This window comes from Gracilibacillus caseinilyticus, assembly GCF_022919115.1.
Taxonomy (GTDB): domain Bacteria; phylum Bacillota; class Bacilli; order Bacillales; family Amphibacillaceae; genus Gracilibacillus; species Gracilibacillus caseinilyticus.
Map to the genome: position 1 here is coordinate 1005087 of NZ_CP095072.1, position 20004 is coordinate 1025090.

The 20004-nt window shown below is 40.7% G+C and carries 19 protein-coding genes and 1 other annotated feature; all 19 genes read right to left on the reverse strand.

Annotated features, from left to right (window positions below; genetic code table 11):
* Positions 1-458: 458 nt before the first annotated feature.
* The 19 genes from tuf to MUN88_RS05055 all read right to left on the reverse strand — a co-directional run bounded on the left by tuf (position 459) and on the right by MUN88_RS05055 (position 20003).
* Positions 459-1649 (reverse strand): elongation factor Tu, encoded by a 1191-nt coding sequence (gene tuf, locus MUN88_RS04965; RefSeq protein WP_244721600.1) that lies wholly within the window; start codon positions 1647-1649, stop codon positions 459-461.
* Between the two features lie 119 nt (positions 1650-1768).
* Entirely contained in the window at positions 1769-3847 is a 2079-nt protein-coding gene (gene fusA, locus MUN88_RS04970; RefSeq protein ID WP_244721605.1) for an elongation factor G, read from the reverse strand.
* Positions 3848-3889: 42 nt separating this feature from the next.
* Positions 3890-4360, reverse strand: a complete 471-nt coding sequence (gene rpsG / locus MUN88_RS04975; RefSeq protein ID WP_244721607.1) for a 30S ribosomal protein S7 — start codon at positions 4358-4360, stop codon at positions 3890-3892.
* A 40-nt stretch (positions 4361-4400) separates the two neighbouring features.
* Positions 4401-4820 (reverse strand): 30S ribosomal protein S12, encoded by a 420-nt coding sequence (gene rpsL, locus MUN88_RS04980; RefSeq protein ID WP_244721610.1) that lies wholly within the window; start codon positions 4818-4820, stop codon positions 4401-4403.
* 100 nt (positions 4821-4920) lie between these two features.
* Complete coding sequence (locus tag MUN88_RS04985) at positions 4921-5172, reverse strand: 50S ribosomal protein L7ae-like protein (protein WP_244721613.1); 252 nt, start codon at positions 5170-5172, stop codon at positions 4921-4923.
* A gap of 189 nt (positions 5173-5361) precedes the next feature.
* Positions 5362-8973, reverse strand: a complete 3612-nt coding sequence (gene rpoC / locus MUN88_RS04990) for a DNA-directed RNA polymerase subunit beta' (RefSeq protein WP_244721616.1) — start codon at positions 8971-8973, stop codon at positions 5362-5364.
* A gap of 125 nt (positions 8974-9098) precedes the next feature.
* Positions 9099-12641 (reverse strand): DNA-directed RNA polymerase subunit beta, encoded by a 3543-nt coding sequence (gene rpoB, locus MUN88_RS04995; protein ID WP_244721619.1) that lies wholly within the window; start codon positions 12639-12641, stop codon positions 9099-9101.
* A gap of 468 nt (positions 12642-13109) precedes the next feature.
* Positions 13110-13706 (reverse strand): class I SAM-dependent methyltransferase, encoded by a 597-nt coding sequence (locus tag MUN88_RS05000; protein WP_369809942.1) that lies wholly within the window; start codon positions 13704-13706, stop codon positions 13110-13112.
* A 136-nt stretch (positions 13707-13842) separates the two neighbouring features.
* On the reverse strand, positions 13843-14205 hold the full coding sequence (gene rplL / locus MUN88_RS05005; RefSeq protein ID WP_244721625.1) for a 50S ribosomal protein L7/L12: 363 nt from the start codon (positions 14203-14205) through the stop codon (positions 13843-13845).
* Between the two features lie 62 nt (positions 14206-14267).
* Positions 14268-14768 (reverse strand): 50S ribosomal protein L10, encoded by a 501-nt coding sequence (rplJ, locus tag MUN88_RS05010; protein ID WP_244721628.1) that lies wholly within the window; start codon positions 14766-14768, stop codon positions 14268-14270.
* Between the two features lie 32 nt (positions 14769-14800).
* Positions 14801-14960 (reverse strand) — a sequence feature (ribosomal protein L10 leader region).
* A gap of 60 nt (positions 14961-15020) precedes the next feature.
* Complete coding sequence (gene rplA, locus MUN88_RS05015; RefSeq protein ID WP_244721648.1) at positions 15021-15716, reverse strand: 50S ribosomal protein L1; 696 nt, start codon at positions 15714-15716, stop codon at positions 15021-15023.
* A 158-nt stretch (positions 15717-15874) separates the two neighbouring features.
* Positions 15875-16300 carry a 50S ribosomal protein L11 gene (rplK, locus tag MUN88_RS05020; RefSeq protein WP_244721649.1) on the reverse strand — a complete coding sequence of 142 codons (426 nt, stop codon included), beginning with the start codon at positions 16298-16300 and terminating at the stop codon, positions 15875-15877.
* 170 nt (positions 16301-16470) lie between these two features.
* On the reverse strand, positions 16471-17007 hold the full coding sequence (gene nusG / locus MUN88_RS05025) for a transcription termination/antitermination protein NusG (protein ID WP_244721661.1): 537 nt from the start codon (positions 17005-17007) through the stop codon (positions 16471-16473).
* 138 nt (positions 17008-17145) lie between these two features.
* Positions 17146-17307 carry a preprotein translocase subunit SecE gene (secE, locus tag MUN88_RS05030; RefSeq protein ID WP_369809978.1) on the reverse strand — a complete coding sequence of 54 codons (162 nt, stop codon included), beginning with the start codon at positions 17305-17307 and terminating at the stop codon, positions 17146-17148.
* Between the two features lie 56 nt (positions 17308-17363).
* Positions 17364-17510, reverse strand: a complete 147-nt coding sequence (gene rpmG, locus MUN88_RS05035; protein ID WP_244721666.1) for a 50S ribosomal protein L33 — start codon at positions 17508-17510, stop codon at positions 17364-17366.
* An 82-nt stretch (positions 17511-17592) separates the two neighbouring features.
* Positions 17593-18237 (reverse strand): RNA polymerase sporulation sigma factor SigH, encoded by a 645-nt coding sequence (gene sigH / locus MUN88_RS05040; RefSeq protein ID WP_244724329.1) that lies wholly within the window; start codon positions 18235-18237, stop codon positions 17593-17595.
* Between the two features lie 109 nt (positions 18238-18346).
* Positions 18347-18853: an NYN domain-containing protein gene (locus MUN88_RS05045; RefSeq protein WP_244724332.1), complete on the reverse strand. Its 507-nt coding sequence runs from the start codon at positions 18851-18853 to the stop codon at positions 18347-18349.
* Positions 18853-19599, reverse strand: coding sequence for a 23S rRNA (guanosine(2251)-2'-O)-methyltransferase RlmB (rlmB, locus tag MUN88_RS05050; RefSeq protein ID WP_244721668.1), 747 nt, complete (start codon positions 19597-19599; stop codon positions 18853-18855). The genes MUN88_RS05045 and rlmB overlap by 1 nt, the downstream gene beginning before the upstream one ends.
* Positions 19596-20003: a Mini-ribonuclease 3 gene (locus tag MUN88_RS05055; protein ID WP_244721671.1), complete on the reverse strand. Its 408-nt coding sequence runs from the start codon at positions 20001-20003 to the stop codon at positions 19596-19598. The genes rlmB and MUN88_RS05055 overlap by 4 nt, the downstream gene beginning before the upstream one ends.
* Position 20004: the final 1 nt, after the last annotated feature.

Here is a 20004-nt window from a genome sequence, read left to right on the forward strand (position 1 = left end):
GTTTTATGACCAACATTGTTTATTATATAGAATTCTTAAGGCGAATGCAACATTTATACGAAATTTTTTTAGATTTTTTTTCGCAGCCTAAATACTGTCCCCACCGCATTAGTTGCACATTTTAAACCAGCATGAAATATGTTCCAATCATCTACGCAAAACATGAACTATTTATATAGAAGAAAAGCGTCATATACTAACAAACGTTGACTTGATTTCGACAGATTTAGTGTGCCTGGATATCGCTCCGGCCAACCATGCAGCCTTCCGCAGGGCGCGAAGTGGTTGGCCGGAGCGGTTTCCTAGCACTAACAGCATATCAAAATGGCATCAAAGTTGATGGATGCAAGTTTACTTATGATTTTTACAGTGATTATATACTCTTTGGACGCAACCTTTTAAATGTACAAAAAAGCAGGTAGACTACACTACCTGCTTTTCTGTGTTAAAACATTTACTTATTTAGTGATTGTAGATACGACTCCAGCACCTACAGTACGTCCACCTTCACGGATAGAGAATTTAGTTCCATCTTCCATCGCGATTGGAGAAATAAGTTCTACAGTCATTTCAACGTTATCTCCAGGCATTACCATTTCTACACCTTCAGGAAGGCTGATAACACCAGTAACGTCAGTTGTAGTGAAATAGAACTGCGGACGATAATTTGAGAAGAATGGAGTGTGACGTCCACCTTCGTCTTTAGATAGTACATAAACTTCAGCTTTGAAGTTAGTGTGTGGTGTAATTGAACCAGGCTTAGCTAGTACTTGACCACGGTTGATGTCTTCACGTGCAACACCACGTAGAAGTGCACCAATGTTGTCACCAGCTTCAGCATAGTCAAGAAGCTTACGGAACATTTCCACACCAGTTACAGTAGTTTTCGCTGCTTCTTCAGCAAGACCGATGACTTCTACTTCATCACCTACTTTTACAACACCACGCTCAACACGTCCTGTTGCAACAGTACCACGACCAGTGATTGAGAATACGTCCTCAACTGGCATCATGAATGGTTTTTCAGTATCACGGTCTGGACGAGGGATGTACTCATCAACTGCATCCATTAATTCAAGAATAGCGTTAACGTATTGTTCTTCTCCTTCAAGTGCTTTAAGAGCAGAACCTTTAACTACTGGTACATCATCACCAGGGAATTCATATTCGCTTAATAGATCACGTACTTCCATTTCTACTAATTCAAGAAGTTCTTCGTCATCTACCATATCGCATTTGTTTAAGAATACAACGATCGCAGGTACACCTACTTGACGAGAAAGTAAGATGTGCTCACGAGTTTGTGGCATTGGACCATCCGCTGCAGATACTACAAGGATAGCACCGTCCATTTGTGCAGCACCAGTGATCATGTTTTTAACATAGTCAGCGTGACCTGGGCAGTCAACGTGTGCATAGTGACGGTTATCCGTTTCATACTCAACGTGTGCAGTTGAGATAGTGATTCCACGTTCTTTTTCTTCAGGAGCTCCATCGATTTGATCGTATGCACGAGCTTCCCCACTACCATATTTGTTAAAAAGAACGTTAGTGATTGCTGCTGTTAATGTTGTTTTACCATGGTCAACGTGTCCAATTGTACCAATGTTAACGTGGTCCTTGGAACGGTCAAACTTTTCCTTAGCCATGTATATTTCCTCCTTTAATTAAGTAAACTTTTTAATTATATTTTCATGTATCTCGGCTCAGATTATAAGGAATCCAAGCCTATAATACAAGTTATACGTTAGATTGTGAAAAAAATCAATTATTCACCAGCATTTTTCTTAATAATTTCTTCAGAAATGCTCTTCGGTACTTCTTCATAGTGATCAAAGTGCATAGTATAAGTACCACGACCTTGCGTGTTAGAACGAAGCGAAGTAGCATAGCCAAACATTTCTGCTAGTGGAACGAATGCTTTAACTACTTGTGCAGGTCCGCGTGCTTCCATACCTTCTACGCGTCCTCGACGAGAAGTTACATCACCCATAATGTCACCCATGTATTCTTCTGGAATTACAACTTCTACTTTCATCATTGGTTCTAGAAGAACTGGGTTACACTTGTTTTTAGCTGCTTTAAGCGCCATAGAGGCTGCTACTTTAAATGCTGTTTCGTTAGAGTCAACATCATGATAGCTTCCATCATAAAGTGTCGCTTTAACATCGATTAGTGGATAACCAGCTACTACGCCGTTTTCTAGTGATTCTTTGATACCAGCTTCAACAGATGGGATATATTCACGTGGTACAACACCACCGACGATTTTGTTTACAAATTCATAACCGGCACCTTCTTCGTTAGGTTCGAATTTAACCCATACGTGACCATACTGTCCACGACCACCAGATTGACGAACGAATTTACCTTCTACTTCCGCAGAACTACGGAATGTTTCACGGTAAGATACTTGTGGCGCACCAACGTTTGCTTCAACTTTGAATTCACGCTTTAGACGATCCACAATGATATCAAGGTGTAACTCACCCATACCAGAGATAATTGTTTGACCAGTCTCCTGGTTTGTTTCTGTCTTGAATGTTGGATCCTCTTCCGCAAGTTTACCTAAAGCGATACCCATTTTATCTTGGTCGGCTTTCGATTTAGGTTCGATTGCTACAGAGATAACTGGTTCCGGGAATTCCATTGATTCAAGGATTACAAGAGATTTCTCATCACAAAGCGTATCACCTGTACCTGTGTCTTTCAAACCAACTGCCCCAGCAATATCCCCAGCGTAAACTTCAGAGATTTCCTCACGAGAGTTTGCATGCATTTGCAGGATACGACCTACACGCTCACGCTTATCTTTCGTTGAGTTCTTAACGTATGAACCTGACTTCAATGTACCAGAGTACACACGGAAGAAAGTAAGCTTACCTACGAATGGGTCAGTAGCTACTTTAAATGCTAATGCAGAGAAAGGTTCTTTGTCATCTGCTTTACGAACTACTTCTTCTTCTGTTTGTGGTACATGTCCTTCAATTGGAGGGATATCTAATGGTGATGGTAGATAATCAACAACACCATCGATTAAAAGCTGAACCCCTTTGTTTTTGAAAGCTGAACCACAGAATACTGGGTAAAATTCCACACTTAAAGTGGCTTTACGAATCGCAACTCTTAGTTCGTCATTAGAAAATTCTTCACCTTCTAAATAACGTTCCATTAGATCTTCATCTAATTCCGCTACGGATTCGATTAAATTAGTACGGTATTCTTCTGCTTGTTCTTTGTATTCATCTGGAATCGGCTTCGCTTCAGCACGAGTTCCTAAATCATCTAGGTAGTAGTATGCTTCCATTGAGATTAAGTCGATAATTCCTTCGAATTCATCTTCCGCACCAATTGGAAGTTGTACCGGGTGAGCATTTGCTCCAAGACGATCTCCGATTGTACCAACGGAATAAAGGAAGTCTGCACCGATTTTATCCATTTTGTTAACAAACACAATACGTGGAACACCGTATGTTGTAGCTTGGCGCCACACTGTTTCTGTTTGTGGTTCAACACCAGACTGTGCGTCTAGTACCGCTACCGCACCATCAAGTACACGTAATGAACGTTCAACTTCTACAGTGAAGTCTACGTGTCCTGGTGTATCGATGATGTTAATGCGGTGACCATTCCATTGTGCAGTAGTTGCTGCAGAAGTAATGGTAATACCGCGTTCTTGTTCCTGCTCCATCCAGTCCATTTGAGAAGCACCTTCGTGTGTTTCCCCAATTTTGTGGATACGTCCAGTATAGAATAAAATACGTTCTGTTGCAGTTGTTTTACCAGCATCGATGTGAGCCATGATACCGATATTACGCGTATTCTCCAAGGAGAACTCTCTAGGCATGAATCTTTCTCCTTCCTACTTAAAGAATTGTTATTTTGATGATTACCAGCGATAATGAGCGAAAGCTTTGTTAGCTTCTGCCATTTTGTGCATATCTTCGCGTTTTTTAACAGAGGCACCTGTATTGTTTGAAGCATCTAGGATTTCATTCGCTAAACGCTCTTCCATTGTTTTCTCACCGCGAAGACGAGAATAATTCACGATGTAGCGTAAACCTAATGCTTGACGGCGCTCTGGTCTAACTTCAACCGGTACTTGGTAGTTAGAACCACCAACACGACGAGCACGTACTTCAAGTACAGGCATAACGTTTTTCATCGCTTGTTCAAAAGCGTCCATAGCGTTTTGACCGCTGCGCTCTTGAACTAATTCAAACGCACGGTAAAGAATTTTTTGTGCTTTACCTCTTTTTCCGTCGATCATAATTTGATTGATCAAACGTGTAACAAGTTTAGAATTGTATAACGGATCTGGTAAGACATCACGCTTTGCTACTGGTCCTTTACGTGGCATATCTTTCCCTCCTTCCTATGATGTTCTCAATCATATAAAATTATTTTTTGGCTTTTGGCTTCTTCGCACCGTATTTAGAACGGCCTTGCATACGTCCTTCTACACCTGAAGTATCAAGCGCACCACGAACGATATGATAACGTACCCCTGGTAAGTCTTTTACACGACCACCACGAATTAACACAACACTGTGCTCTTGTAGATTGTGTCCAATCCCAGGAATATAAGCAGTTACCTCGATTTGGTTAGACAAACGTACACGAGCATATTTACGAAGTGCTGAGTTCGGTTTCTTAGGAGTTAACGTACCTACACGAGTACAAACACCACGTTTTTGTGGAGCGTTTTGGTCAGTCGCAAGTTTTTTACGGCTGTTATACCCTTTATTTAAAGCAGGTGAGTCAGATTTCTTTGATTTAGAAACACGACCTTTGCGTACTAATTGATTAATAGTTGGCATGTGATTTTCCTCCTCTCTATTCCGTTAATGTAATACCACACATCCAGGTGGTTCATAAAAGAGCAAAAAACAAAGTCTTCGCAAATTACATGCCAAAACTTTATTGTTTGATCGCCACAGTTGCTGCACCGACATCGATTCCACAAGCTTTTCCTAGTTTTTTCATAGAATCCACAAAGAAACAAGGAACCTGATGATCAGATGCTACTTGTGTAATCTTACTAGTAATATGCGGGTCTGCATCACTAGCAATAATTACTTCTTTTGCATAACCATTTTTGATGGCTTTTAAAACTTGTTTTGTTCCGATTATCGATTCAGTATTTACCTGTGCCACTTTTTCATAAGACATTTAAATATCCTCCAAAGTAACAAGGATAACGGAAGCACCTTAAATATATTATCATCACCGTTTTTCAATGTCAACTTATTATTGAAAAAATCAATATAAATTTAAGGTCTTTCGTCTAAACCTTGCTTATATCAAGTAAATGGTAAAGCTCGGATTATCTGCTGAATCACAGATAATCCGAATACTTCATTATTGAATGACTTCTTCAGAGTCTGTCTTTTCTACTTGGTTAGGATCTTGTGCAAGTTTTTCCTGAATGCGTCGATATCGTTGCATACCTGTACCTGCAGGAACCAGCTTACCAATGATAACATTCTCTTTAAGTCCTAGTAATTCATCCCGTTTGCCTTTGATTGCTGCATCTGTTAAGACTCTTGTGGTCTCTTGGAACGATGCGGCTGATAAGAAGGAGTCTGTTTCAAGAGATGCCTTCGTAATACCTAGTAGTACTGGCCGACCTACTGCTGGCTGACCGCCTGTAAGTAACGATTGTTTGTTGGCATCTTTGAACTGGTGAATTTCGAGCAATGATCCAGGTAATACTTCTGTATCACCAGAATCTGCAACACGAACTTTACGAAGCATTTGACGAACCATTACTTCTACGTGTTTATCACCGATTTCTACCCCTTGCATACGGTATACCTTCTGCACTTCTTTCAACAGATAAGATTGTACGCCATCGATACCTTTAACTTTTAATAATTCTTTCGGATCGATTGAACCTTCTGTCAACGCTTGACCCGCCTCTACTTCCTCACCGATAGAGACTTTAAGTCTTGAACCGTATGGTGAAGTGTACGTTTTCGTTTCTACTTGACCACGCACAACAATCTCTTGTTTATCTTTCACTTCTGTAACGTCTTCGACCGTACCGAAGATTTCAGAAATTACTGCCTGCCCTTTTGGATTACGCGCTTCAAAGATCTCTTGGATACGCGGTAAACCTTGAGTAATATCGCTACCTGCTACCCCACCTGTGTGGAATGTACGCATGGTTAACTGTGTACCAGGCTCACCGATAGATTGTGCAGCGATAATACCTACCGCTTCACCCACTTCGACTTCTTCACCTGTAGCTAAGTTTCGACCGTAACATTTTTTACATGCACCGTGCTTGGTGTTACATGTAAAGACAGTTCTGATGATGACATCTTCAATATCTGCTTCCACAATTTCCTTGGCAGCATCTTCAGAGATTACTTCATTTTTCTCAACAATGATTTCTCCTGTTTCAGGATGCTTCACGTTCTGGAATGCCGTTCTGCCGATTAGTCGGTCGATTAATGGTTCGATCATTTCAGTACCTTCTTTAATAGCTGATACAGTTAATCCACGATCTGTTCCACAATCTTCTTCACGGATAATAACATCTTGCGCAACGTCAACAAGTCGTCTTGTTAAGTAGCCAGAATCGGCTGTCTTAAGTGCAGTATCAGCAAGACCTTTACGTGCACCGTGTGTTGAAATAAAGTACTCGAGTACTGTTAAACCTTCACGGAAGCTTGATTTAATCGGTAACTCAATGATTCGACCAGCTGGGTTGGCCATTAGACCACGCATACCTGCAAGCTGGGTAAAGTTAGATGCGTTACCACGGGCACCTGAATCACTCATCATAAAGATAGGGTTACGAGGATTCAAGGACTTCATTAATTTATCCTGAATAGTATCTTTCGCTTGAGACCATACAGAAATGACACGATCATAGCGCTCTTCATCCGTAATTAAACCTCTGCGGAATTGCTTCAATACTTTATCTACTTTGGCTTGTGCCTCATTTAGAATTTCTTCTTTTTCAGAAAGCACAACGATATCAGATACACCTACTGTAATACCTGCTTTTGTAGAGTACTTGAAGCCTAGATCTTTCATACGGTCAAGCATTTTGGAAGTTTCGCTGATTTTGAACTTCTTGAATACTTCCGCAATAATATCTCCAAGAATACCTTTTTTGAATGGTAAAATGATATCACGTTTCGCAATCTCTTCTTTAACATTTACCCCAGCGTCAACAAAATACTTATCTGGTGTTGCTATTTCTAAGTTTTCCTGTGTCGGCTCATTCATGTACGGGAATGATTCCGGAAGCATATTGTTAAAGATTAGCTTACCAACCGTTGTAATCATTAATCTACTGCGTTGCTCATCCGTGAACGCTTCTTTATTCAGAGAAGACGGTTGAATGGCTACACGTGTGTGAAGATGTACAAAACCGTTCTGGTAGGCGATTAATGCTTCGTTCAAGTCCTTAAACACCATACCTTCACCAATAGCACTCTCGCGTTCAAGAGTTAAATAGTAGTTACCAAGTACCATATCCTGAGATGGCGTTACAACTGGTTTTCCATCTTTCGGGTTCAGGATGTTTTGTGCAGCTAGCATTAAAATACGTGCCTCTGCTTGCGCCTCTGCTGATAATGGTACGTGTACCGCCATTTGGTCCCCATCAAAGTCAGCGTTGTATGCTGTACATACTAGTGGGTGAAGACGGATTGCGCGACCTTCTACCAATGTAGGTTCAAAAGCTTGAATACCTAGACGGTGTAGAGTTGGTGCACGGTTTAATAGAACTGGGTGCTCTTTAATCACATCTTCTAACACATCCCAAACTTCTTCATGAAGACGTTCAATTTTACGTTTTGCAGATTTAATATTGTGAGCTAAACCTCGCTCCACTAACTCTTTCATGATAAACGGCTTAAACAATTCCACTGCCATTTCTTTCGGTAGACCACATTGATACATTTTCAAGTGCGGTCCTACGACGATAACAGAACGGCCAGAATAATCTACACGTTTACCTAACAAGTTCTGACGGAAACGGCCTTGCTTCCCTTTCAGCATGTGTGAAAGAGATTTAAGTGGACGGTTACCTGGTCCTGTAACAGGACGACCGCGACGACCGTTATCGATCAACGCATCGACAGCTTCTTGCAGCATACGTTTTTCGTTTTGAACAATAATGCTTGGTGCACCTAAATCAAGCAATCTCTTTAGTCGGTTATTACGATTGATAACACGACGATATAGATCATTCAAATCAGATGTAGCAAAACGCCCACCATCTAATTGCACCATTGGTCGCAATTCCGGCGGGATGATCGGAAGAACATCCATAATCATCCAGCTTGGATCGTTACCAGAGTTACGGAACGCCTCTAATACTTCCAGACGTTTAATCGCTCTGGTTCTGCGCTGACCTTGAGCTGACTTTAATTCCTCACGAAGCAATTCTACTTCTTTTTCAAGATCGATGTCCTGAAGAATTTTCTTGATTGCTTCTGCACCCATTTGGGCTTTGAAAGAACTGCCGTATTTGTCACGATATGCGCGGTATTCTTTTTCGGATAAAAGTTGTTTCTTTTCTAACGCTGTATCCCCTGCATCTGTAACGATGTAAGCAGCGAAATAAATTACTTCCTCTAACGCTCGAGGAGACATATCTAACACTAGCCCCATACGACTTGGAATTCCTTTAAAATACCAGATATGGGATACTGGTGCTGCTAATTCAATGTGGCCCATGCGCTCACGACGTACTTTTGCTTTCGTAACCTCTACACCACAACGATCACAGACTACACCTTTATATCGTACACGTTTGTATTTACCACAATGACACTCCCAGTCCTTTTGCGGACCGAAAATACGTTCACAGAACAAACCATCTTTTTCTGGTTTTAATGTACGGTAATTAATGGTTTCCGGCTTTTTCACTTCACCAAATGACCAAGAACGAATCTTGTTTGGTGACGCTAAACCTATTTTCATAAATTCAAAATTATTTACATCTAACAAGGGGTAGACCTCCCTTTTAGTCTTTGGGTTTTCGTTCGTTTATGTTAATAGACAATTCGTACCCGATCAGTCTTGCCTAACAAGATTGACCGGGTTTGAATTGGTAGCATCAATATTGCTGCTTATCAGCTAGTTGTTTCTTCTATTTCTAAGTTGAAGTTATCTGCTGATTGCCCGTCATCTTCATCTTCATCACGAAGTTCGATCTCTTGTTCATCGCCAGATAGCATTTTGACATCCATACCTAAACTCTGTAACTCTTTGATCAATACTTTGAAAGATTCAGGAATTCCAGGTTCAGGAACATTATCACCTTTCACGATGGCTTCATAAGTTTTCACACGCCCAACGGTATCATCCGATTTCACCGTTAAGATTTCTTGAAGTGTATAAGCGGCACCGTATGCTTCTAATGCCCATACCTCCATTTCACCAAAACGCTGACCACCGAATTGCGCCTTACCACCTAGTGGCTGCTGCGTAACAAGTGAGTAAGGACCTGTAGAACGAGCGTGTAACTTATCATCAACCATGTGAGCAAGCTTGATCATGTACATGACACCAACAGAAACACGGTTATCAAACGGCTCACCGGTTCTTCCGTCATACAGAATCGTTTTCGCATCACGTGGTAATCCTGCTTCTTCAAGCGTCTCCCAAACATCTTCTTCACGCGCACCATCAAATACCGGCGATGCTACATGAATACCTAATTGTCTGGCAGCCATACCTAAGTGCAATTCAAGCACTTGTCCGATGTTCATACGAGATGGTACCCCTAATGGGTTTAACATGATGTCAATTGGTGTACCGTCTGGTAAGAATGGCATATCTTCTTCCGGTAAAATCTTGGAAATAACACCTTTGTTACCGTGACGACCGGCCATCTTATCTCCTTCGTGAATCTTACGTTTTTGAACGATATAGACACGAACTAACTGGTTTACACCTGGAGGTAATTCATCACCGTCAGCACGGTTGAAGATTTTCACATCTAATACAATACCACCGGCACCGTGTGGTACTCGCAGTGATGTATCACGCACTTCACGCGCTTTTTCACCGAAGATAGCGTGTAACAGACGTTCTTCAGCAGATAGTTCTGTTACACCTTTAGGTGTTACTTTACCTACTAACAAATCGCCATCTTCTACTTCCGCACCGACACGAATAATACCTCTTTCATCTAAATCACGTAACGCATCTTCCCCTACGTTCGGGATATCACGCGTGATTTCTTCTGGTCCTAATTTTGTATCACGCGCTTCAGATTCATACTCTTCAATATGGATCGAAGTATACACATCATCTTTGACAAGGCGTTCGCTCATGATGATGGCATCCTCGTAGTTGTAACCTTCCCATGTCATAAAGCCGACAAGGACGTTTTGGCCAAGTGCCAATTCCCCTTTTTCCATTGATGGACCGTCAGCTAATATTTCACCTTTCGTTACACGATTTCCTTTGGCAACGATTGGACGCTGATTATAACAAGTTCCTTGGTTTGAACGGATGAATTTCTGCAGGCGGTAACGGTCAAGGTCACCTTCTACTTCTCTGCCATCCACTTCCGTAATACGGCGAACCAATACTTCTTTCGCTTCTACTCTTTCCACGATACCTTCGTGTTTACAGATTACTGCAGCACCAGAGTCTTTCCCTGATACATATTCCATACCAGTACCCACAATTGGCGACTTCGGCTGCATAAGTGGCACAGCCTGCCGCTGCATGTTCGCACCCATTAAGGCACGGTTGGAGTCATCATTCTCCAAGAACGGAATACATGCTGTTGCGGCTGACACAACTTGTTTAGGGGATACATCCATATAGTCAAGCTTTTCACGATTAACGATCGTATTTTCACCACGGAACCTTGCGATAACTTCTTCATCTGAAAAGGTTCCATCTTCATCTAGTTTCGCGTTCGCTTGTGCTACTACATAGTTATCTTCTTCATCAGCAGTTAAGTAATCCATTTGTTCAGTAACACGCCCCGTTTCAGGATCTACCCTGCGGTATGGCGTTTCAATAAAACCAAATTTGTTTACTTTAGCGTAAGAAGATAGTGAGTTTATCAACCCGATGTTCGGACCCTCAGGCGTTTCGATCGGACACATACGTCCATAGTGAGAATAGTGAACGTCTCGCACTTCAAAGCCTGCACGTTCACGCGTCAAACCACCTGGTCCCAAAGCAGATAAACGACGCTTGTGCGTAAGCTCTGCTAATGGATTGGTTTGATCCATAAACTGTGATAATTGTGAACTACCAAAGAACTCTTTGATAGATGCAATCACTGGTCGAATGTTAATCAATTGTTGCGGTGTGATCGAAGAAGTGTCCTGAATCGACATTCTTTCACGAACAACACGCTCCATACGAGATAAACCGATACGGAATTGATTTTGTAACAATTCACCCACTGAACGAAGACGACGATTACCAAGGTGATCGATGTCATCTGTGTCGCCTACCTGGTGAAGAATGTTAAAGAAATAACTGATTGCTGACAAAATATCAGCAGGTGTAATATTTTTAATACCGCTATCTACGTTACAGTTACTTAGGACTGTTAACGTTCTTTCACCTTCAGGGTCAGTTGGATCCATGATTTTAATCGATTGAACGCTGATTGGATCTTCTACCACACCCTCATGAGGTTCTATCACTCTCTCACCGAAACGATTTTCGTCAGAGTCTAGTATTGGTAAGATTTTATCTAATAAACGCCTATCTAATTTATCGCCTTTATTCGCAATCACTTCTCCTGTTTCAGGATCAACAAGTGGCTCAGCTAAAATTTGATTAAATAAACGATTTTTCAAATGTAATTTTTTATTGATTTTGTAACGACCAACGTGTGCCAAGTCATATCTTTTTGGATCAAAAAATCTAGAAACCAATAGACTTTTAGCATTTTCTACAGTTGGTGGTTCTCCTGGGCGAAGGCGCTCATATATTTCTAACAAAGCTTTTTCGCTTGTTTCCGTATTGTCTTTTTCAAGGGTGTTTTTCAAGTATTCATTCTCTCCGAATAAATCCAAGATTTCTTGGTCATCTCCAAAACCTAACGCTCTTAAAAGGACTGTTATTGGTAACTTTCTTGTACGATCAATTCTGACATGCACAACATCCTTAGCGTCTGTTTCAAATTCTAACCAAGCACCTCTGTTAGGGATAACCGTAGCACCATAGCCACGTTTACCGTTTTTATCGATTTTGGCGTTGAAATAAACACTCGGTGAACGAACAAGCTGTGAAACAATAACACGTTCTGCACCATTAATGACAAACGTACCTGTTTCCGTCATCAATGGGAAATCACCCATAAACACTTCTTGTTCTTTCACTTCACCTGTTTCGTTGTTTAATAAACGAACCTTTACTCGTAGAGGAGCGTTATAGGTTACATCTCTTTCTTTGGATTCATCCACCGGATACTTTGGTTCACCTAGGCTGTAATCTACAAATTCCAAAGATAAATTTCCTGCGAAATCTTCAATCGGCGAAATATCCTGGAACATTTCTCGTAAACCTTCGTCTAAGAACCATTGATAAGATGCGGTTTGAATCTCAATTAAATTCGGTAATTCTAAAACCTCGCTGATACGCGCGTAACTTCTGCGCTGGCGGTGTCGACCATATTGAACTAGTTGACCTGTCAACTGATTCACCCCTCGATCAATATTAAAGATAGTTGCTATAAAAATAGCACAAATGAAACGACACTTACTTTTTATACAAAACTTAACTATAGGCATTTGACATTTTTCTATAGATCGTATAAATTTAGTAAGTGTTATACACTTGTTCGGTTAACACACCGAACAAACCTGCAATCATGTCTGACACAGATTTATATATAGACATCTGCTAGAGCAAATGTTATTCAATTACTAGTATAATGCTGTGGAAAATAATTAAAAGGATTCCTGAAAAAAGGTAATGTAGATCATGTCTATTAGCTAATAGCCGTTGATAATAACAACGAAGATGCCAAGTTTAAAACAGTTCATGTTGAATAGTTTTACCTATTTTTTTAAAAAATATACATTTTTCAACATTTTCTCTTGACAAACCTTCCGTCCTATTGGCATTTTTCAATATTATCACAATTGCTAGGCGGAGTCAAATTATTTTGCACAAAAAATAAAATATCCTTTATCCTTCGCTACAACTGAAACCTCTTCAAATAATTCTTCTAACTTTCTCTTGGCGGAAGGTGCACCTTGTTTCTTCTGAATGACAACCCACAACTCTCCACCTGGTAATATCGATTGTTGGGCTTCTTCAAAGATTTGATGTACCACTTGTTTGCCGGCGCGTATTGGCGGGTTGGTTAAGATAGCTGCGAATCTCCGGTCTGACACACCTGCTAATATATTACTTTCCTTGAACAGTACATTGTCTATGCGATTCTGTTCAGCGTTTTGTTGCGCTAACTGAAGCGCTCGTTGATTCACATCGACCCCTAACACTTTTCTTTCTGGAAAGCTGGCAGCAAGAGCAATACTAATCGGTCCATATCCACATCCCACATCGACAATATCACCCTCTGCTTTAGGGAGGACGAACGATTCAATTAAAACGCGCGAACCATAATCAACTTCATTCTTGGAGAAAACTCCGTTATCTGTTGTGAATCGAAAGGTGCGTTCTCTTAATTCAAAACGCCACGTCTTCGGATCACTGACCACATCTGGAGATTGCGAAAAATATTGATCCATCAATTCCACCCACTCTCATTCATTATCCATTCATGATTATATGTTTATACGAACCTTGTTTTCTATACACACAACCTTACTTTCTTTTATGAAAAGAAAAGCTCGCCATTTTCATAGCGAGCTTTTCACAGAGTATTGCTTATTTTACTTCTACAGAAGCGCCTGCTTCTTCTAGCTTAGATTTCATTTCTTCAGCATCTTCTTTGCTTACGCCTTCTTTAATAGCGCCTGGTGCGTTATCTACTAAGTCTTTAGCATCTTTAAGTCCAAGACCAGTGATTTCACGAACTGCTTTAACAACTTTGATTTTAGAAGATCCAGCACTTTCAAGTACTACATCAAATTCAGTTTGTTCTTCAGCTGCTTCTCCACCAGCTGCACCTGCTGCTGCTACTGGAGCTGCTGCAGTTACACCAAATTCTTCTTCAATTGCTTTTACTAGGTCGTTTAATTCAAGAACGGACATTTCTTTGATTGCTTCAATAATTTGTTCTTTAGACATGTTCAATTCCTCCTATTTTTTATATTATATTACGAACATTGTTTGTCTGTTGAAAAACGTGCTTATGCACCTTGCTCTTCTTTTTGCTCTGCAACTGCTTTTGTTGCATAAGCAAAGTTTCGTACTGGTGCTTGTAGTACGCTGAGTAGCATAGAAACCATTCCTTCGTAGTTCGGAAGGCTTGCAAGTTCTTTGATCTGGTCTAGAGATGCAACAGACCCTTCTACTACGCCACCTTTAATTTCTAATGCTTCGTGGTCTTTTGCGAAGTTACCTAAAACTTTCGCTGGAGCCACTACATCATCTTTACTGAATGCGATCGCTGTTGGGCCAACTAAGATATCGTTAAGTTCAGTAAGTTCAGCCTCTTCTACAGCACGGCGAGTCATTGTGTTTTTGTACACTTTGAAATCTACACCAGCTTCACGTAATTGTGAACGCAATTCTGTAACTTCTGAAACATCAAGACCTCGGTAATCTACAAGGATTGTTGATTGGCTTTCACGAAGTTTTTCTGCGATTTCAGAAACGACTTGTTTCTTTTGCTCAATAATCTTTGACATGATTCCACCTCCTAGAACGGGATCATTATACCGCCGAATACGAAAAACCTCCATATCTTGTAGACATGGAGGTTTAGACTCTTACAGAATGATCCTTCTAAGAAAGGATTCCTGTTATTTATCCAGACACACCTCGGCAGGAAATTAAGCTCAATGAGCACCTACTGTCTACGGTATAATGTTATATTTCATTTTTATAGTCAACTTGACCAAGAATCATTATATATAATTCAATCAATTATGTCAAGCTAATTATTTTACATACCCACTAGCATCTACTTTTACGCCAGGTCCCATAGTAGAAGACACTGCTACGTTACGGATATACGTACCTTTAGCTGCTTGTGGCTTCACTTTAACTACAGTTTCAGCAAGAGCGTTGAAGTTCTCAACTAGTTTGTCTAAGTCGAAAGATACCTTACCGATTGGTACGTGAATATTTGATTGTTTATCCACACGGTATTCTACTTTACCTGCTTTGATTTCGTTCACTGCTTTTTCTACTTCGAACGTTACAGTTCCTGTTTTAGGGTTTGGCATAAGGCCTTTTGGTCCTAGTACACGACCAAGCTTACCTACTTCTGCCATCATGTCGGGAGTTGCAACTACTACATCAAACTCAAACCAACCTTGGTTGATTTTGTTGATTAGTTCTTGATCTCCAACATAATCAGCTCCAGCAGCTTCTGCTTCTTTCGCTTTTTCACCTTTCGCAAATACAAGAACCGTTTGAGTCTTACCAGTTCCGTGTGGTAATACCATTGCTCCACGGATTTGCTGGTCAGCTTTCTTCGGGTCTACCCCCAAACGAAATGCTGCCTCTACAGTTTCATCAAAATTCGCTGTAGCAGCTTTTTGAACTAATTCTAAAGCTTCTTTTGCTTCATACGCAGTTGAACGATCAACAAGTTTTAATGCTTCTTGTTGTTTTTTTGTTTTCTTTGCCATTATTAATTTCCTCCTTCTGTGGTTTTAACGGTTATACCTCCCACTTTCAAAAGCGGACAGCAACAGTCACAACAACCGTTATTCAAAGTTAAAGGTTGCGGCTGATGAAGCAATTCTCCACTACCGCAACCTTCCGCTTTTTGCACATCGCTGTGAGATTAGTCTTCGATAACGATACCCATGCTACGCGCAGTACCTTCGACCATACGCATTGCAGCTTCGACATCAGCAGCGTTTAAATCTGGCATTTTTGTTTCTGCGATTTCTCTAACCTTGTCGCGTTTAAGTGTTGCCACTTTGTTACGATTCGGTTCACCTGACGCAGTTTCAATACCAGCTGCTTTCTTAAGCAACACTGCCGCTGGCGGAGTTTTGGTAATAAATGTAAATGAACGGTCTTCATAAACCGTGATTTCTACTGGAATAATCATACCAGCTTGATCTTGTGTTTGAGCGTTAAACTCTTTACAAAATCCCATGATATTAACACCTGCTTGACCTAGTGCTGGCCCAACTGGTGGTGCTGGATTTGCTTTTCCTGCTGGAATTTGTAATTTTACAACTGAATCTACTTTTTTAGCCACGAGACACACCTCCTTAAGTCCGTGATGTGGTAATAGGGCACTTGCCCTCCCACTCGATTACATATGAGAAAAAATAACCTTATACTCGAGGCATAAAGAACATAAAAATTTTAGCATTTTATCGATTGAAATGCAAGTGCATTTGATATATTTTTAAAATTATCAACTTTCTATGATAATTTTTTCACTTGTGAGAAATCCAGTTCAACCGGTGTTTCTCTGCCGAACATATTGACATGGACTTTCACTTTTTGCTTGTCCAGATCGATCTTCTCGATCGTTCCAGAGAACCCATTAAACGGACCATCCATTACTTCTACCGTCTCTTTGACTTCGAAGTCTACTTCGGTTACACGCTGTTCAAAGCCCATTCGCTTCAAAATTGTCTCTACTTCTTCTTCAAGCAACGGTGTCGGCTTGGAACCTGAACCGGCAGAACCTACGAAGCCGGTTACTCCCGGCGTATTGCGGACAACGTACCAGGAATCATCCGTCATAACCATTTCAGCTAACACATAGCCTGGGAATACTTTTTTCTTAGCAATTTTCTTTTTGCCATTTTTGATTTCTGTTTCTTCATCTTCCGGAACTAATACGCGGAATATTTTATCTTCCATCCCCATCGATTCTAGTCTTTTTTCAAGGTTCGTTTTTACTTTGTTTTCGTAACCAGAATACGTATGGACGACATACCATCTTTTTTCCATAATTTCGAGGGCTTTCGTTCGCCCTTCCCTCCCTTAAATGAACTTCTCCAACAGTCGATTTCTTTGCATTTAAAAAACCCGCCAAACGGGTTCTTTTTGGATAATATTTAGTTACAGTATAACATATATAATAGCAATTTATTCAAATAATAAGTTAAGAAGTTCGGTAATTCCTAAATCAATAAGTGCAAAAAACACAGTTACAAATGCAACTGTTCCAACTACTGTTAATGTATATCGTGTTAATTCTCGTCCTCTTGGCCACGATACTTTCTTCATTTCACGGCTGACATTTTTCATAAAAGTTACTGGTTTCACAGAAGGTACCTCCAAACTGTCTTCTAACTCCGTCTAATCTACTTTGTTTCACGATGAATGGTATGTCTATTACATATCTTACAAAACTTCTTAATCTCTAAACGTTCAGAATTCGACGTGTTCTTCTCCGTGCTGTAGTTTCTGCTATGACAAACTTCGCATGCAAGTGCTACTTTATTACCCAATTCCGTCACCTCTATCGGGTTTTATACCTTCTTTAATGTAGCATGCTTCTCGCACACTGTCAACGGCATCTACTAAACTTAACTATGATAGATGAATACCACTTTCTTCTAAATATTTCTCTAGTTTTCGCTTAACTCGCTGTAATGCATTATCAATGGATTTAGCATGGCGATTCAGCTCCGAAGAAATCTCTTGATAGGTTTTCCCTTCAAGATAAAGTAATAGTACTTCTCTTTCTAAACCACTTAACACTTCTGACAACTTGGATTCCATATCACCATACCGTTCCCTGTTAATCAGTAATTCCTGTGGATCAATCGCAATAGTTGCTTCAATCACATCCATTAACGTCCGTTCGGAATCTTCCTCATAGATAGGCTTGTCCAGGGAGACATATGAATTTAGCGGCATATGCTTCTGCCTTGTTGCTGTTTTGATAGCCGTTATAATTTGTCTAGTAATACATAATTCAGCAAAAGCTTTAAAGGAAGAGAGCTTGTCTGCTTGAAAATCTCGTATCGCTTTATACAGGCCGATCATTCCTTCTTGAGCAATGTCTTCATGGTCCGCACCAATAAGGAAATAGGTTTTTGCTTTTGCACGTACAAACGATTTATACTTCTGAATTAAAAAATCAAGAGCTAAGGTGTCGCCGTTCTGCACTAGTAATACTAATTCATTATCATCTAAGTTCTGAAAGTCAGTATTTCTATTATCTACCTGCATGGTGGTCAATGGGACTCCTCCCGGCTTAATGCCAAAAATTAGGTATTACCGCCTATTAATAGCAATATTATACAGGAAGCGCTTTACCTACGTCAACAGCACTTTGCTATTAATTGCCACGTCGCCACTTCTCAAACACTTGTAACAGCTTGTCATCCAAAGGTATTTTGCTTTTAATTTTTTTCTGCTGGTGCTCGACAATATCACTGGCAATTTCCTTCTGAATATTCTTTATTTCGACATCTAATTCTCTCGCTGAAACACGAAAGGCCCCTTGTGCAAAAATCGTCCGTTGCTCGGTATAATCTGACGTTGCCACGAAAACTTTGGTGCGGACATTTTTGAACTTCTTTACAAGACGCTCAATACATTGATCCGCGGTTTCGTTTTCTTTCGTGAAAATAACTTCTACCTTGTATTGCTGCTGTCTGTTCTCTAATCCCCTAACTTCATAAGCATCAAAGACCACGATCACTTTGCGTTTACGATATGCCTGATACTCCGCCATTTTATCGATCAAAAGTAATCTTGCCTGTTCCAGATCGTGATCTTTTAGTGCTTGCAATTCGGTCCATGCGCCTATCATGTTGTAGCCATCAACCAATAGTACATCCATCATCCGTCACCATGCTGATCACGTGTGCGGAACACTTCATACATTAACAAACTTGCGGCTACAGATGCGTTAAGTGATGAAACCGAACCTGCCATTGGTAAACTTACTGTCCAATCACAATTCTTCTTCACTAATCGGCTTATGCCTTTTCCTTCGTTACCAATCACCAATGCAATCGGCAGTTGACCGTCTAATTTTCGATAATCTTCCGTCGCATCGGCTTCGGTCCCCACGATCCATACGTTGCGCGATTTTAGCTCATCAATTGTTTGTGCAATATTCGTGACTCGTGCTACCGGAATATGCTCAATTGCACCTACTGAGGTTTTGGCAACGGTAGATGTCAGTCCTACCGCTCTTCGTTTTGGAATAATCACCCCATGAACGCCTGTCGCATCAGCTGAACGGAGAATGGATCCGAGATTGTGCGGATCCTCTATTTCATCCAAAATTAAAAAGAACGGTGATTGTCCTCTCGATTCTGCTACTTGAAATAATTGATCCAGCGTTGCATACTCGTAGGCCGCTACTAGTGCAGCAATGCCTTGATGATTTCCTTCTACCATTTGATCTAGCTTCTTTTTCGGCACCCGATGTACTGGCGCATTTTTTGCTTTTGCTAATCCTTGGAGTTTACCTGCCAAAGATGCGTTTAAGTTTTCTGTTACATATAGCTTCTGAATTGCACGGTTCGATTCTAGTGCTTCGATTACGGTGTTCTTTCCAATAATCCATTCATCGCTCATGATGGGTCATCTCCTTTCTCTATTAAGTTAACTGCCTGACGCAGCAATGAATCAAGGCGATCTGTCTGCTGGTCTAAATACAAAAAGCCGATTAATGCTTCAAATGCCGTGCTGTAACGATACGTCTGCACGGTTGTGTTTTTGGGGACAGAACCTGATTTTGCATTCCGTCCCCTTTTGACAATTGCTTGTTCCTCCGCTGTTAGCTCTTCATGCTCCAGCCAGTGAAGGATAACAGAAGCCTGTGCAGAAGCTTTCACAAATTGGATGGCTTGCTGATGCAGTTTTTGCACCTTGACATTCCCTTGCCGGATCAAATATTCACGCACATGCTTCTCATGGATAACATCACCCATATAGGCCAGTGCCAGGCTTTTCATTTCTCTTGGTGGCTGTTGTGTCATG

What these genes read in the sequence shown, in the direction of transcription:
- tuf (WP_244721600.1), bottom strand. Translation starts at nt 1,649, where the DNA reads ATGGCTAAGGAAAAGTTTGACCGTTCCAAGGACCACGTTAACATTGGT.
- fusA (WP_244721605.1), bottom strand. Translation starts at nt 3,847, where the DNA reads ATGCCTAGAGAGTTCTCCTTGGAGAATACGCGTAATATCGGTATCATG.
- rpsG (WP_244721607.1), bottom strand. Translation starts at nt 4,360, where the DNA reads ATGCCACGTAAAGGACCAGTAGCAAAGCGTGATGTCTTACCAGATCCG.
- rpsL (WP_244721610.1), bottom strand. Translation starts at nt 4,820, where the DNA reads ATGCCAACTATTAATCAATTAGTACGCAAAGGTCGTGTTTCTAAATCA.
- MUN88_RS04985 (WP_244721613.1), bottom strand. Translation starts at nt 5,172, where the DNA reads ATGTCTTATGAAAAAGTGGCACAGGTAAATACTGAATCGATAATCGGA.
- rplL (WP_244721625.1), bottom strand. Translation starts at nt 14,205, where the DNA reads ATGTCTAAAGAACAAATTATTGAAGCAATCAAAGAAATGTCCGTTCTT.
- rplJ (WP_244721628.1), bottom strand. Translation starts at nt 14,768, where the DNA reads ATGTCAAAGATTATTGAGCAAAAGAAACAAGTCGTTTCTGAAATCGCA.
- rplA (WP_244721648.1), bottom strand. Translation starts at nt 15,716, where the DNA reads ATGGCAAAGAAAACAAAAAAACAACAAGAAGCATTAAAACTTGTTGAT.
- nusG (WP_244721661.1), bottom strand. Translation starts at nt 17,007, where the DNA reads ATGGAAAAAAGATGGTATGTCGTCCATACGTATTCTGGTTACGAAAAC.
- secE (WP_369809978.1), bottom strand. Translation starts at nt 17,307, where the DNA reads ATGAAAAATGTCAGCCGTGAAATGAAGAAAGTATCGTGGCCAAGAGGA.
- sigH (WP_244724329.1), bottom strand. Translation starts at nt 18,237, where the DNA reads ATGCAGGTAGATAATAGAAATACTGACTTTCAGAACTTAGATGATAAT.
- MUN88_RS05045 (WP_244724332.1), bottom strand. Translation starts at nt 18,853, where the DNA reads ATGGATGTACTATTGGTTGATGGCTACAACATGATAGGCGCATGGACC.
- rlmB (WP_244721668.1), bottom strand. Translation starts at nt 19,599, where the DNA reads ATGAGCGATGAATGGATTATTGGAAAGAACACCGTAATCGAAGCACTA.
- MUN88_RS05055 (WP_244721671.1), bottom strand. Translation starts at nt 20,003, where the DNA reads ATGACACAACAGCCACCAAGAGAAATGAAAAGCCTGGCACTGGCCTAT.